8 protein-coding genes are annotated in these 14,596 nt (G+C 71.5%); 3 read left to right on the top strand and 5 right to left on the bottom strand.

Features of this window, described 5'->3' with window-relative positions; all coding sequences use genetic code 11:
- Window positions 1-78: 78 nt before the first annotated feature.
- Complete coding sequence (locus AB0N59_RS09050) at window positions 79-1,170, bottom strand: PDZ domain-containing protein (protein WP_363481824.1); 1,092 nt, start codon at window positions 1,168-1,170, stop codon at window positions 79-81.
- 120 nt (window positions 1,171-1,290) lie between these two features.
- Between AB0N59_RS09050 and AB0N59_RS09045 the strand changes: the two genes are divergently transcribed.
- A complete protein-coding gene (locus tag AB0N59_RS09045) occupies window positions 1,291-2,673 on the top strand; it encodes a zinc-dependent metalloprotease (protein ID WP_363481821.1) in 1,383 nt (460 codons plus the stop codon).
- An 810-nt stretch (window positions 2,674-3,483) separates the two neighbouring features.
- Here AB0N59_RS09045 and AB0N59_RS09040 read toward each other — a convergent pair.
- Together AB0N59_RS09040 and nudC are read right to left on the bottom strand one after the other, a co-directional pair.
- Complete coding sequence (locus AB0N59_RS09040) at window positions 3,484-5,208, bottom strand: ATP-dependent helicase (protein WP_363481818.1); 1,725 nt, start codon at window positions 5,206-5,208, stop codon at window positions 3,484-3,486.
- Window positions 5,205-6,098 carry an NAD(+) diphosphatase gene (gene nudC / locus AB0N59_RS09035; RefSeq protein WP_363481815.1) on the bottom strand — a complete coding sequence of 298 codons (894 nt, stop codon included), beginning with the start codon at window positions 6,096-6,098 and terminating at the stop codon, window positions 5,205-5,207. Before nudC ends, AB0N59_RS09040 begins: the two co-directional genes overlap by 4 nt.
- A 102-nt stretch (window positions 6,099-6,200) precedes the next feature.
- Here nudC and AB0N59_RS09030 point away from each other — a divergent pair, with 102 nt between their 5' ends.
- On the top strand, window positions 6,201-7,631 hold the full coding sequence (locus AB0N59_RS09030) for a phosphotransferase (protein WP_363481812.1): 1,431 nt from the start codon (window positions 6,201-6,203) through the stop codon (window positions 7,629-7,631).
- Here AB0N59_RS09030 and AB0N59_RS09025 read toward each other — a convergent pair.
- Both AB0N59_RS09025 and AB0N59_RS09020 read right to left on the bottom strand, forming a co-directional pair.
- Window positions 7,577-11,023, bottom strand: coding sequence for an ATP-dependent DNA helicase (locus AB0N59_RS09025; RefSeq protein WP_363481809.1), 3,447 nt, complete (start codon window positions 11,021-11,023; stop codon window positions 7,577-7,579). The genes AB0N59_RS09030 and AB0N59_RS09025 overlap by 55 nt on opposite strands.
- Window positions 11,020-14,223, bottom strand: coding sequence for an ATP-dependent DNA helicase (locus AB0N59_RS09020; protein WP_363481806.1), 3,204 nt, complete (start codon window positions 14,221-14,223; stop codon window positions 11,020-11,022). The genes AB0N59_RS09025 and AB0N59_RS09020 overlap by 4 nt, the downstream gene beginning before the upstream one ends.
- 147 nt (window positions 14,224-14,370) lie before the next feature.
- Between AB0N59_RS09020 and AB0N59_RS09015 the strand changes: the two genes are divergently transcribed.
- Window positions 14,371-14,595 (top strand): DUF3107 domain-containing protein, encoded by a 225-nt coding sequence (locus AB0N59_RS09015; protein WP_182252702.1) that lies wholly within the window; start codon window positions 14,371-14,373, stop codon window positions 14,593-14,595.
- Window position 14,596: the final 1 nt, after the last annotated feature.

Raw genomic sequence — 14,596 nt, 5'->3', positions numbered from 1 at the left:
TCCATCCTAGGCAGGCCGCCTATGACGCGGCCCCGGATCCGCGCAGGGCGGAAACGTCGACCCGGACGGGTGGACGGTTCAGCGCTGCGCTGTGCAGACCGGGAGCTTCGACGTGTCGCCGCCCTCCGACACCACCTCGAGGATGTCGAGCGACTCCTGCAGCGTTCCCGTGCGGAAGACCTCGAGCCCGTCGGGCACATGCCCGACGACCTCGTCGCAGTTGTCCTCCGGGGCGAGGAACACGGTGGCTCCCGCGTCGCGGGCCCCGTACAGCTTCTGGCGGATGCCGCCGATCGGTCCCACGGTGCCGGCTGCGTCTATCGTGCCGGTTCCGGCGATCTGCTCGCCTCCGTTGAGCTCGCCGGGGCTGAGGGTGTCGATGATCCCGAGCGCGAACATCATCCCCGCGCTCGGTCCGCCGACGTTGTCGAGCTGCAGGCGCACGTCGACGGGGAAGTCGTAGTCGGTGGTCAGCACGATGCCGATCAGCCACACCTCCTCGCCCGCCGCGTCGGTCGACTTCTCGGGGGTGACCGCGACCTCCTTCTCGTCCCCGTCGCGCTCGATCGTCAGGGTGACCTCTGCCCCCTCGGCCTTCTGGATGGCGGCGCGCAGGCGGGTGGCGGAATCGACCGCCGTGCCGTCGATCGCCAGGACGAGGTCGTCGGCCTCCAGCTCTCCCTGGGCAGGGCTGTCGTCGACTGCCTCGACGACGCGCACCGTTGCACCGACGTCGTAGCCGAGCTCGGTGAGAGCGGCTGCGGTGGCCTCGTGCTGCGAGTCGACCATCAGCGCCGCGTTGCGCTCGTCTCGTTCATCCGAGGTCACGCCCTGGGGGAAGACAGTGTCGATGGGCACGACCGCCCGAGTCGGATCGGTCCACGCCATCGCGAGCTCGAACCAGGTGGGAGTCCGCTCGCGGTTACCAACCACCTGCACGGTGGTCAGGTCGAGCGTTCCGGCTGTCGGGTACGTCTCGGCGCCCTTCACCTCGATCAGCGGCACCTTCGCGCCGTCGGCGCTGCGTGCCGTGCCGAGTGTGTCGTACACGGGACCAGGTCGCTGGATGACGTACGGCGTCGGCACGAACGTGAGGGCGACGAGCGCGATCAGCGAGACGCTGAGGGCGACCACGCCGGTGACCGTGCCGTTGCTGGGGCGTGATGACACGGAACCTCCGGGGGCGTTCGCGAGCGGCGTACAGGGATCCGCGCGCATCGGGTACGAGCACAGGATCGTGTGACTAGCGTAGAGCGCACACGCTACGGGCATGCTGAGAGGGCTATTCGCATGACAGATGACGATCGGGATCCGTCCGACTTCGAGGAGATGCTCCGGCGCATGATGTCGGGCGGGCAGGTCGACCCCGAGGCGCTGCGCGACGCGCTGTCCGGCATGGGGGGTGCGTCGATCGACCCGGCGCAGATGTCGGGATTCATGTCGCAGCTGCAGGGCATGTTCGGCGGCGACCCGTGGCAGAGCGCCAAGCAGCAGGCGCTGCACATCGCGAACCGTGACGGCATGGGCATCGGCGACGGCTCCCGCGGCTCTCTGACCGACGCCTTCGGCCTGGCCAACCTGTGGCTGGGTGAGGCGACCACCATCTCCGAGCTCGCGTCGCCGCCCCAGGCGATGACGCGCGGCGAGTGGGTCGAGAAGACCCTGCCGGTGTGGAAGGAGATCGCCGATCCCGTATCGACGTCGATCGCGGATGCCCTGACCGAGGCCCTCGAGACCCAGGTGCCGCCCGAGATGCAGGGCATGGTGCAGGGAGCGGGTCAGCTCATGCGCGGACTGGGCGGCTCGCTCTTCGCGGCGCAGTTCGGCCAGGTGCTCGGCCGCCTGTCGCTCGAGGTCGTCTCGGGCGGCGACGTCGGCATCCCCGTGCTTCCCGCGGGCACGGCGGCCGTGATCCCGCAGAACATCGCCGACTTCGGCGAGGGACTCGAGATCCCCGAGGATCAGATCGCGCTGTACCTCGCGGTGCGTGAGCTGGCGTACGCCCGGCTCTATCGCCATGCGAAGTGGCTTCACCTGCACGTGCTGTCGCAGATCACGGACTTCGCCCGCGGGGTGACGGTCGACATCGACGCACTCGAGGGACTCGCATCCCGTCTCGACCCGTCGAACCCCGAAGAGCTGCGCGCCGCGATCGAGGGAGGCGCCCTTCTTCCCGAGCAGACCGAGACGCAGCGCGAGGCGCTCGCCCGGCTCGAGAACCTCATCGCGACCATCGACGGCTGGGTCGACGTCGTCACGGAAGAGGCGACCGCTCGTCTTCCCGACGGCGCACGCCTGTCGGAGGCGGCTCGCCGCCGCCGAGCGGTCGGCGGTCCGGCGGAGGACGCCCTCGGCGCGCTCGTGGGGTTGAAGCTGCGTCCCCGTCGCCTGCGCGAGGCATCGGCCATGTGGCGAGCAGTGACGGATGCGGTCGGCATCGCCGCCCGCGACGCACTGTGGGACTACCCCGACATCATGCCGCTGGCATCAGACATCGACGACCCCTCGGCGTTGATCGCGCGCCTCGAGGCCCTCCAGCGCGGCGAGGCGCCCGTGGCCGACGAGTTCGACGAGGCGCTGGCCCGTCTGCTCGAGGGCGAGGACTTCGACGGCGGCGACTCCCCGTCGGACGGCGACGGAGGGGATCGTCCCGAGGGCGACCGCCCGGTCTGAGCACCGGCCGCGGCGGCTGGTCCTGCACAGCAGCGGACGATCCGCGATCCGTCCACAGATCGCCTATCTGCGCACGACGCCGGGACCCGTGCGGACACAATCGGGTCATGAGCCCGATGAGCCCGACGACTCTGACCCGCCTCGATCCGCGCTACCCGCTGCTGTGGCGCGACGAGAGCACGGTGCAGTTCGGACTCGAGGGCATCGTCCGCGTCGAGGTCGTGGGCGCGTGGGTCGAGCTGCTGCTGAACCGTCTGCAGGCGGGCATCCGGCTCAGCGCGTTCGACGTCGTCGCGCACGGCGTCGGGGCGCCCCGCCAGGACGCGCGGAGGATGCTGGCCGCGCTGCGACCCGTGCTGATCGAGGACGCTCCGCCTGCGCCGCCGTTCTGGGTCGAGGGGATCAACCTGGTCGACGGCCGCGGTCAGGAGCGGCTGCGGCAGTCGCTCATCGATGAGGGTCTCGACGAAGCCGACCCTCGCTCCGACGGTGCGGTCGCCGTGGTGATGGTCGGCGGAGCGGCCGCCGCCCTGCAGCTGGCGCCGTTCCTGCGAGACGATGTGCCGCACCTGCCGATCGGATTCGAGCAGGATGCCGCCGTCGTCGGACCGCTCGTGGTTCCCGGCCGCACTCCGTGCCTGTCATGCCGCGACGCGCATGAGCGCGACCGCGACGCGGCGTGGCCCCGTCTGCACGCGCAGCTCGTGGGCAGTGCGACGCCGGTGACATCGGCGCGCATAGCGCTGGCGGCCTCCCTCGCCGCGCGCATCCTCCGCACGCCGACGCCGTCAGCGGGCCTGATGGTGCGCGTCAGCCCTGGCGGACGACACGTCTGGAGGTCGGTGCGACATCACGGAGGATGCCCGTGCCTCGAGCTGTCGTTCCGATCTCCGCGAGGAAGCGAGACGGCGAACGCTCCCCTCGTCCCGCTGAACGCGCCCACGACACCGCAAGAGTTCGCGCGGCTCGCGTGATGCCGACGTAGGCGAGGCGTCGCTCCTCGTCGATGTTCTCGAACGACGTCGCATAGGAGATCGGCAGAGAGCCCTCCGCCCACCCGGCGAGCAGGACGTGCGGCCACTCCAGTCCCTTCGCCGCGTGCAGCGTCGAGAGGGTGACCGTCTGCAGGGTCGGCTCATGCTGATCCTTCGCCCTCGCCATCAGATCATCGGCGAAGACGCGCAGAGTCGTGCCGGCCGGGGCCTCCTCGGCGAGGCGCAGGATGGCGCGACGCGCCTCCCACCCATCGCGCTGCGCCCCGCCGGCCTGCGGCGGCTCGTCAGTGAGCCCGAGCCCGCGCAGCACGTCGCGCACCGTCGGCAGGAATCCGGCGTCCGTCGGCGCGACGGCGGCCCCCCGCAGGGCGAGCACGGCCTGGCGCACTTCGGGCATGTCGAAGAAGCGCGTGCCGCCGAGCACGCTGGTCGCGATGCCGCGCGCGGCGAGCGCCTGCTGCAGCACCGCCGACTGCGCATGCGCGCGATAGAGCACGGCGATGTCCGACGGGTCGGCGCCCGCGGCGATGCGCCGCACGATCGCCTCCGCGATGCCGGCCGCCTCGTCGGTCTCGCTGTCATAGGCGGTCACCGTCGGGGCCTCATCGGCGTCGGCAGGGGCGTCGGCAGGGGTGAGCGCGAGCGCGCCGGGCCGCCCCTTCATCAGAGCGTTGGCCGCGGTGAGGATAGGGCTCTTCGAGCGGTAGTTGGTCTCGAGCCGCACGACCGTCGCATCGGTGAAGCGGCGCTCGAACTCGAGCAGGTAGCGCTGCTGCGCGCCGGCGAACGAGTAGATGGTCTGGCTCGCGTCGCCGACGACGCAGATGTCGCGCCGGTCGCCGAGCCAGAGCTCGAGGAGGCGATTCTGCAGCGGAGAGACGTCCTGGAACTCGTCCACGGTGAAGTGCCGGTACTGCTCGTGCACGGCTGCGGCGACCCGGGGCTCGGCCTCCAGCATCCCGGCGCAGGCGAGCAGCACATCCTCGAAATCCAGCTGGCGGCGCTCATCCTTCAGCGCCTCGTACGCTGTCTGCAGCTCGATCAGCTGTTCTGGCCGGATGCCGCTGATCGGCCGCTCGATCTCGGCGTACTGCTCGATCGAGAGCATCGAGACCTTGCGCCACTCGATCTCCGACGCGATGTCGCGCAGCGTCGCCGTGCTGGGGCGCAGCCGCATCGCGTCGGCCGCCTGTCCCAGCATCCGCACCTTGTTGTCGATCAGCGAGGGTGCCGAGTCGCCCGCGACGGTGGGCCAGAAGAAGTTCAGCTGCTTGAGGGCCGCCGCGTGGAAGGTGCGGGCGGCGACGCCGCCCACGCCGAGGGCGCGCAGTCGTCCGCGCAGCTCGCCCGCGGCCTTGGCGGTGAATGTCACGGCCATCACGCGCTGCGGCGAGTACGCCCCGGTGTCGACCCCGTGGGCGATGCGGTGGGTGATGACGCGCGTCTTGCCCGTGCCCGCACCCGCGAGCACGACCACGGGACCGCGCAGCACCGAGGCCGCCTCACGCTGACGCTCGTCGAGGGAGTCGAGAGCGCTCACTCGGCCCCGCTCCCCCGGGCGTCGCTGTACCAGTCCTCGATCAGGCGGCGTGCGATCGACGACCGGCTGGGCAGCCCGACGGGGCCGGCGCCGGCGAGCGCCTGCCCGATCTCGTCGCGGGTGAGCCATCGCACATCGATGATCTCCTCGCCGTCGGCGACGACGTCCTCGTCGGCGGCGACGGCGCGGAACCCGACCATCAGCGAACGGGGGTACGGCCACGGCTGCGACGAGACGTAGTGCAGATCGCGTACGCGCACGCCTGCCTCTTCGGCGAGCTCACGGTGCACGGTCGCCTCCATCGACTCCCCCGCCTCGACGAAACCCGCGAAGCAGGAGTACATGGTTCCCCGCCACGCCGCGTTGGCGCCCAGCAGCAGCCGCTCGCCGTCCGGACTCTCCACCGCGACGATCACCGCCGGGTCGGTGCGCGGGAAGTGCTCGGTGTCGCACGTGGCGCAGTGCCGCGACCACCCGGCGCTGCGCAGCTCGAGCGGGCTGCCGCAGCGGCCGCAGTGGCGCACATCGAGCAGCCAGGCGGCGACCGCGACCGCGGTCACGAAGATCTCTCCCTCGTGTGGGTCGAGCAGACCTCCGACCTCGCGCAGACCCAGCCACGTCTCCTCCGGCGCCGCATCGATGCTTCCGCTCTCGGGCGCGACGCATGCCAGAAGCAGGGCCGCACCGTCGGCATCCCGGCCCAGAAGCGCCCATTCGGCCTCGCCGACCTCGTCGGCCGCGACTCGCACGACCGAACGCCCGGCGACACGCAGCCGGCGGTCGCGAACGACCACGACGCGGGTGTCGGCCGCGGCCCGCAGCCGATCGATGACACCCGGCTCGGTGCGCAGCTCGGCTGCCCTGTCGAGGATGTCGGACCCGGTGCTCATGCGTCCTCCTGCTCTCGTGCTCGGCTCCTGAGCGTGACGTATGCCGCGGCACGGGCGTGGCGTGGACGCCAACTGCGCGGGGGCAGACCTACGCTGGGGAGCATGGCACGCTCTCCTTTCACTCTAGTGGCGGCGGTCACGGCCGCTGTGCCCGGGGCGGAGGTCACGGGCGCTCGCGCTCTGACCGCGGACGGAGACGGGAGGTTCGACTCGGCCGTCGCCACGCTCGCCGACGGCAGCGAGCTCGTGATCCGGGTCGCCGCCGACGACGCCGCGGCCATCGAGCTCGCCGAGGAGGCGCTCGCCCTGCGGGCCCTGACAGCCGGCGCAAGGGAGATGCTGAGCTTCCGCGTGCCGACCGCCATGGGCGAGACCAGGGTGGGCGAGGCCCGGGCTCTGGTGACCGACCTCATGCCGGGGTTCCAGATCGAGGCGTCGAACATCCCGGCAGGGCGCGGCGCCGCGCACTCGATCGGCGAGGCCATCGCGGCTGTGCATGCGCTTCCGCCGTCGGTCGTGCGCTCGGCGGGCCTCGGCGTGCGCGACGCCGCGGCCGTCCGCACCGAGACCGAGCAGCTCGTCGACCGCGCATCGGCGACGGGCCGGGTGCCTGCCCGCCTGAGTGCACGCTGGCGGGACGCTGTGGCCGCAGACGATCTCTGGCGCTTCGAGAGCGCCGTGACACTGGGCGGCATCCAGGCGCTGTCGTTCCTGTTCGAGGACGACCCGCACGACGGCCCGCAGGTCGTCGCCGTGCTCGGCTGGCGCGGTCTCTCGGTGGGCGACCCCGCCGAGGATCTCGGATGGCTCTCGGGCGCCCCCGAGGCGGCATCCGACATCCTCTCGGCATACGCCGCCGCCTCGCAGCGCGCGGCCGACGACGCGCTGCAGGTGCGCGCCCGGCTGCACGCCGAGCTCGAGTTCGCCCGATGGCTGGTGCACGGCGACGAGCTGCGCCGACCCGACATCGTCGACGACGCGGCCGGCCTGCTCGAGTCGCTCAGCGCCGGACTGCGCAGCGACGACCTGCGCGTCGTCGCGTCGTACACGGGTGGAGTGGATTCGGCGCTCGACGTGCTCGACCGTGTGCCCGACACCCGGTCGACCGACATCGACACGTCGATGCAGACCGATGCGTACCGACCGGAAGACCTCTGGCAGGACGAGCGCGACGAGACCGGGAACGTCGCCGACGACGCGTCGTCCGGCGAGGGTGTCTCCGAGAGAGGTGCGGACGGGTCCGACGCCGATCGCTCCGACGGCGACGAGACCGGCTCGATCGATCCGTCGGCCGATCAGCAGGGCGCCGACCGCACGGGACTCATGGCCGGATCTCAGCCCGCATCGTGGGACGAGGCGACGCAGGACCTCACGGATGTCAGCGGCGTGCGCGGCTCTTCGCATCATTCCGATGAGTCGGTGAGGACGCGCCCCGCCCCTGACCCGGCGCCGAGCGACATGGACTCGGCCGATGAGGCTCAGCGCGCGGCTCGGGCTGCGCTCCAGCGCTGGACCAGGTCCGACTCCGAGTAGACGCGGTCGCCGCGGATGATGAGATCGTCGGCGACGTAGAACAGCGCCACGTCGATGTCCTCCAGCGGAACGCCGAACCGGCGGTGGTACGCGAGCCGGTAGAGAGCGAGCTGCAGCATCCGCTCCTCGCGCTCGGCGGCCGTGCGCGGCGCTCGGCCGGTCTTCCAGTCGACGATCTCGATCCGACCGCCCCGGTCGTCCCGGCGGTACACGGCGTCGAGCTTGCAGATGACGATGTGCCCGCCGGTGAACGCGAAGTCGATCTCGATCTCCACCGCGATGGGCTGCAGCTGCGCCCACTCGCTGCGTTCGAACACCGCGCGCAGCTCGGCGAGAGCGCGCTCGTCGTCGCTGCCGGTCGCGGCCTGCTGTACCGCGTCGTGCCAGTCCTCGTCGAGTTCCCATAGCGCGCTCTCGACCGTCGAGCCGGCACCAACGAGGCCGGAGCGATGCTCTACCCACGCGTGGAAGAGGGTGCCGATCCTCGTCTGCGTGAACGGTCTCTCGGGCATCGGCCGACCGAGATCGCTGAGCGTGCCGCGGTAGTCGGTGACCCAGTCCTTGAAGCGAGAGGCGGGAACGCGCGTCGGCGCGTCGCCGATGATCCACGCCTGCCGCTCCGCGCGCTCCGCCAGGAGCCTCTGCAGCTGAGCAGTGGGCTCCGGGCGTTCCGTCGACGCGAGTGCTGCGCGAGCGTCGTCCACGGCGGCGGTGACACGGGCACGTCGGTCGCCCAGCGGATCCATCGGCCATGAACGGGTCATGCCGGGGCCGTCGTACGGGTTGTCATCGGGGTCGACGCCGGCGACGGGATCGAGGCCCAGCACGTCGATCGCGTCGAGAAGGTACGGGCTCGCCTGCCGCGGCCTGACCTGCCCGGCCCAGTGGGCGCCAGAGAGCAGGAGGTCGTTGCGCGCCCGGGTGAAGGCGACGTAGGCGAGGCGACGTTCCTCCTGCTGCTGGTAGTCGCGGTACTCGTTCTTGAATCTCCGCAGTGCTCCGCCGTGGGGGAAGGCCTTCGTCACATTCGCCGCCAGCGCGTCCAGCGCTGCCTTGTGCCGCTTGGCCGGCTCGTCGCCGGCAGCGTCCATCTCGGCTCGCGGATCCCAGCGGAACACCGGCAGCGCGTCTCGGTCTCCGCGCAGGGCGAAGGGCACGACGCCGAAGCCGAACCACCCCGAGGTGTCCTGCGGTCGCCCTGGCAGTTCGCCGTCGACGAGCCGCACCACCGCGACCGCATCCCATTCGAGACCCTTCGACCCGTGGATGGTGAGCAGCTGCACCACGCCCGGCTCGGGCGGCTCGGGGCGGGGCATCAGCTCGTCGGTGCTCTCGGCCTTGTCGAGCCAGGCCAGCAGACTGCCGATAGTGCCGCGGTCGTCGGCGCTGAGGAAGGCCCGCACCTCATCGGCGAACGCCCGCAGCTGCGTCGCCGCGACCCTGGCGGGCCCGCGGGATTCGTTCGCGGCGAGCTCGATGTCGAGTCGCAGCTCGAGCTCGATCAGTCGGATCAGCTCGGGGATGGGCAGACCTGCCGAGCGCCGCAGCCGCTCGAGGATCTCCCCCGCCGACCGCAGGCGCCTGCGACCCTCCGGACTGATCGCCGAGATGAGCCGGTAGTCGTCAGGGGCCGCGCGCAGGAAGTCGACCGCGTCGACGATCGACACGGCTTCATCCGCTCCCCGTGACGAGCGCACCCGCTGCTGCACCTCGTCGGCCAGCGGCGCGAGGTCGGCATCACGGCCGGCGAGTGCGGTGGCGAGGTCGTAGAGGGCGGCCATGTCGGCGACCCCGATCGCGAACCGAGGGCCGACGAGCACGCGGATGAGCGCCGACCCCGCGGTCGGGTCATGGATGACCCGCAGCATCGAGACGACGTCCACCACCTCGGGGGTGGAGAGGAGCCCGCCGAGGCCCAGGATGCGATGCGGGATGCCCTGTCGTGCCAGCGCGGCGGCGAAGGTCTGCATGTGGCGCTTCGACCGGAACAGGATCGCGCCGGTATGCGCACGCTCGGGGTGCGACTCGTCGTGCTCGCGGCGTCGTGCGGCGAACCATCCGGCGACCTGGTCCGCCTCGTCGTCGACCGTGTGCGGAAAGCGGATCTCGACCCGTCCCTGCCCCGCGCCCGGCCGCGGTTCGAGAGCCGGCACGTCGAGTCCCGGCCTCTTGAGCGGCTCGAGCACGCGGTTGGCGACATCGAGGATCCGGTTGTCGTTGCGCCAGCTCGTCATCAGGCTGTAGGTCGTCGCCGGCTGGTCGTGCGCGAACGCGCGGCTGAAGGCGTACAGGTTGTCGGCGCTCGCGCCGCGCCACCCGTAGATCGACTGATGGGGGTCGCCCACGGCCATCACCGCGCTGTCGCGGAACAGCGCCGCGAGGAAGCGGGTCTGGACCACCGAGGTGTCCTGATACTCGTCGAGCAGCACGACCCGATGCTGCTCGCGCAGGTCGGCCCGCACATCGGGGGCGCCCTCGACGATGTCGAACGCGCCGCCCACCTGGTCGGCGAAGTCGAGCACGCCGCGGCGCTGCTTCTCGGCCATGTAATCGCGGACGAGCCTGGTGAGCACGGGGATGCTGCGCAGGTTGAGGGCCGCCGTGTCGACGTCGCGATTGGTCCGGTACGGCTCGAAGGCGGCTGCATGCTCGGCGGCGACGCGCTCGACCGCGGAGATGTCGACACGATGGTCGAGCACTTCGGCGGCGAGCTTCTGCACGGCGTCGATGACGCCGCCCAGGGAGCGGTCGATCTCTTCGAGGTCGGGGATGTCGGCGCGCAGCACGACAGCACGCGCGATCAGCCACGAGGCCGACTGGCTCAACATCGCCGCCTCAGGATCGCGTCCGATGCGGGCCGCGTGCTCGCGTACGATGCCGTCGGCGAAAGCGTTGTAGGTCGAGACCTTCGGCCGGACCAGGAGGTCTTCGGCCGAGCGCGGCGTACGCGGGTCCCACCCGGTCGTGAAGCGCTCGGCGAGCTCGTCGAGCACCTGCACGCGCACGGCCTCGCGAGGCGGGCCCGCGACGGCGTCGTGGATGCGCCGCAGCGCACCGTCGGCCACGATCTCGGTGAGGTGCGGCAGCAGCCCCCGCCGGGCGAAATGGTCGATCATCTCGAGCCGGATGCCGATGCGCTCCGCGAGCTCGCCTGCGGCCTTCCGGGTGAAGGTGAGGCCGAGCACCTCATCAGGGCGCACATGACCGTTGGCGACGAGCCACACCACCCGCCCCGACATCGTCTCGGTCTTGCCGCTGCCGGCACCGGCGACGACGAGCGCTGGAGCCGGGGGGGCCTGGATGACCCTCTGCTGGGCCTCGGTGGGCACGGGCAGACCGAGCGCCAGTGCGATGGTCTCGGCCGAGATCGTCTCGGTCGCGGTCAAGGTCATGAGCTCACCGCCGGAACCGTGTGGATGTGGCAGGGCGTCACACGCACCTGGGTGTCGGCGCAGTGCGCATCGACCTGGGCGGTGAAGCTGCTCGCCGCCATCCCCCGGCCGGCGGCGGTCACCCGCTGCAGGAAGGCCGCCCGAGCATCGTCGCCGAGCGCGTGCTGGTGGGCGACGCGGTACTGCGCCTTGCCCACGGTCTTCGAGACGATGACGAGGCGGGCGCCCGCGAGCGCCGAGGCAGGCGCTCCCTCGAGCAGGCCCTCCTGCACCGCGATCTGATAGGCGGCGAGCTGCGTATGCTCGCGGACGTTCGCTTCGGTATCGGGCTCGTACTTCCCCGTCTTCAGATCGACCACGACGACCCGCTCGGCTTCTCCGCCGCCCATCCGCTCCCACTTCTGCCCTCTGGCGCCCTCATGCTCACCGGCACCCGCAGGGTAGACCTCGACCCGGTCGATCACGCCGCTGATCAGCGCGCGCGGACGAGCGCTGGCCGCTGCGGTCTCCACGTCGGCCGGCAGCACCTCCCCGCCGTCGAGGTCGACGGCGAACCGGAACGGCGCCTCCGCCCCGACGACTCGACCGCCGTCCCTCGACACCTCGCCGAGGTACGAGCGCAGCCGCTCGAGGTAGAGGTCCGCTCGCCTGCGCTCCTTGCGGCCGATCCATGCGGTCTCGAAGTCGAGCTCCGGCCAGTGCTCGTCGATGATGGCGCGCATCGCATCGGGGTCGCCGTCCGGCACCTTCTCCATCACCTCGTGCACGATGGTGCCGATGCCCGCCGACGGCGGCATCACCGTGTCGCCCCCGAGCGAGGACACGACCCAGTTCAGCCCGCACTCCTCGAACGCCTCGAGTCTCGACGGCGAGACGCGCACCGGTGCGAGATGGAGGTCGCGCAGGGGCGCTGTGCTCGACGTCTCGGTGACGCCGTACCAGTCGTCGACGTGCGCACCCGGCACCCCCTCTTCGGCGAGGATCCGCAGCTGGCCGGCCGCGAATGCGCGGTCCGCAGGATCGGTCGAGGTCGTCAGCGTGCGCCGGTGACGAGATACGAGGCCGCGCAGTGTGAGCGGATGCGCGAAGCGCAGCTCGTCTTCCTCTGCGGGAGGCGGTGCGGGCAGGAACGAGAAGAAGGGGCTCGGAGTCAGATCGTCGTCGTCCACCGCCGAGACGACGAGCCTGGTCCGCGCTCGCGAGATCGCTCGCACGAACAGCCGGAGTTCATCGTGCAGGGCCGCCCTGCGCCGGTCGAGCACTCCCGGCACCGTCTCCGGCTCTCCCGATCTCGCGGCCGAGATCGCCTCGGCCAGACGCCAGGTCTCGAGCATCCCGCCGCGCAGACGCACGTTCGGCCAGATGCCGTCCTGCACGCCGGCGACGACGACCGCGTCGAACTCGGTGCCGAGCGCCGTGGCCGGCGTCAGCAGGGTCACCAGGCCCGGCCGGTCTGGCGTCGACAGGGTGTCTTCCGGCACCTCGCTGTCGAGGATGTCGCGGATGAAGAGCGCCGGCTTCTCCTGCGGCGAGCGCTCGACGAAGCGCTTGGCGGCGTCGAAGAGGGCGACGAGGCTGTCGAGCGACCGGGCGATCTCTGCGCCGCCCGGCTGGGCGGCCTCCGTTCGCCATGCCGCCTGCAGCGAGCCGCCGGAGACCGAACGCGCACGGTCCCAGACGGTCCAGAGGAGCTCGTGGATCGTGCGACCGGCGGATCCTTCGTCGTGCAGCATGCGCAGCGTCTCGGCGAAGCGCTGTGCGACGCGGGCCTCTGGTGCGTCGACCCGGTCGAACAGATGGGGGAACCGCATGGCCTCGCGAAGCAGCTCGCGGGCGGGAGTCGACCCGCCCTGCTCGAGCTCGACGTGCCGCAGGCGCCCGCGCAGCCGCCGAAGACCCACGGCATCGAGACCGCCGAACGGCGAGATGAGCGCCTCGGACAGCAGATCGGAGGGGCGCTCGTCGGGCGGGGTGAGACCCAGGCGCACGATCTCGACGATCTCGCGGACGATGCCCTCGCTGCCGAGCGGACGGGGCACGCCGGCCGCCCTGGTGGGCACCTCTCGCGCCGCGAGTTCTGCCTCGAGCATCACGATCTGTCGCGTGTCGTGCGCGATGACGGCGAGTCGGCTCCACGGGATGCCCTCTGTGAGGTGCCAGTCGCGCAGCACGGCCGCGATGCGATCCACCTCTTCATGCGGAGAGGGAGCGATCAGGGTGCGCACGCCCGCCCCGTCCGTCTCGCCGGGAGCGCGACGATGCTCGACGCGCCCGGCCACGCCGATGGCCTGCGTGACGGTGCGGGTCAGAGCGGTCAGCGCAGGGCTCTGCCGGTGGGCGCCGTCGAGCACGTGCACCTCCCCCAGAGCCTGGGCGAGGTCGGCGAACAGCTGCGGGCTCGCCCCCCGGAAGGCGCCCGACGAGATGTCGGGGTCGCCGAAGGCGAGCACGGCGACCCCGCGCGATCGCAGCGCCCGCACGAGTCGCACCCCGCCGCGCGTGAGCTCCTGCGCATCGTCGATCAGCACGACGCGCAGGCGGGCGAGCGGGCCGAGGGCGGCAGGGTCGGCCGTGCGCAGGATCGCGGTCGCCTCGGCGAGCAGTTCTGGCACGTCACGGTGCGCGACGCGCATGCCGCCCATCACCTCGCGATACTCGTCGAGGAAGTCGTCGGCGGCGCGCCAGACATCGCGGCCTGAGGCGGAGAGCTCGCCCGGCCGGACGCCGAGCTCGGTGCATTCGGCGAGGAAGGCGCGCAGCTCTGAGCGGAATCCCTTCGACGCCCGCACGGCAGGACTCAGTGCATCGGGCCAGCGACGCACATCGTCCTCGGCATCGCCTGCGAGCAGGTCGGCCAGGATGCGGTCCTGATCGGCCCCGGTCAGCAGCGCCGGCGGCTCATGCCCCTGGTGCACCATGACGCCGCGCACGAGCTGGAAGGCGAACGATCCGAGCGAGCGGGCGAGCGGCCCCGGGGTCGCCTGGTCGATGAGCACCCCCACGCGGTCGCGCAATGCGGTGGCCGCCTGGCGGCTCGGGGTGAGCACGAGCAGCTCATCGGCGGAGACGCCGGTCGCGAGAAGGCGCACCACGCGGGCGATGAGAGTGCTGGTCTTGCCGGTTCCCGGTGCCCCGATGATGACGCCGGATGCCGCCGCATCGGCGTTCACGACGGCCTGCTGAGCTGCATCCGGGGTCATGCCATCCACGCTATATCGGGCTGCCGACACCCACCGCGCTCCCGCGAGACGCCCTGTGCGCCCACGGCGAAATCCACGCCGCCGGCCCGCCTCGCCGTCGGAGCTGCGGGTAGAGTTGCCGGTGTTCGCCCAACCTGAGGAGATCGCGTGGAAATCCGCATCGGCATCATCAACACCGGTCGTGAGCTGAGCTTCGACACGTCCAGCAGCGCCGACGAGGTGCGCGCCCAGGTGACCTCGGCTCTCGAGCAGAACGCCAGCCACATCAGCCTCACCGACGCGAAGGGCAGCTCGTACATCGTGCCCACCGCGAACCTCGCCTACATCGAGCTGGGCACCGAGGAGTCGCGCCGCGTCGGCTTCGTCGCCTGAC

This window comes from Microbacterium sp. NPDC089321, from assembly GCF_040684935.1.
Lineage (GTDB): Bacteria > Actinomycetota > Actinomycetes > Actinomycetales > Microbacteriaceae > Microbacterium.
This window is presented reverse-complemented; position numbering and strand designations above follow the sequence as displayed.

Bases quoted from the DNA above. Each gene is read 5' to 3' on its own strand.
- AB0N59_RS09045 (WP_363481821.1), top strand. From the start codon at position 1,291: ATGACAGATGACGATCGGGATCCGTCCGACTTCGAGGAGATGCTCCGG.
- AB0N59_RS09025 (WP_363481809.1), bottom strand. From the start codon at position 11,023: ATGACCTTGACCGCGACCGAGACGATCTCGGCCGAGACCATCGCACTG.
- nudC (WP_363481815.1), bottom strand. From the start codon at position 6,098: ATGAGCACCGGGTCCGACATCCTCGACAGGGCAGCCGAGCTGCGCACC.
- AB0N59_RS09020 (WP_363481806.1), bottom strand. From the start codon at position 14,223: ATGACCCCGGATGCAGCTCAGCAGGCCGTCGTGAACGCCGATGCGGCG.
- AB0N59_RS09030 (WP_363481812.1), top strand. From the start codon at position 6,201: ATGGCACGCTCTCCTTTCACTCTAGTGGCGGCGGTCACGGCCGCTGTG.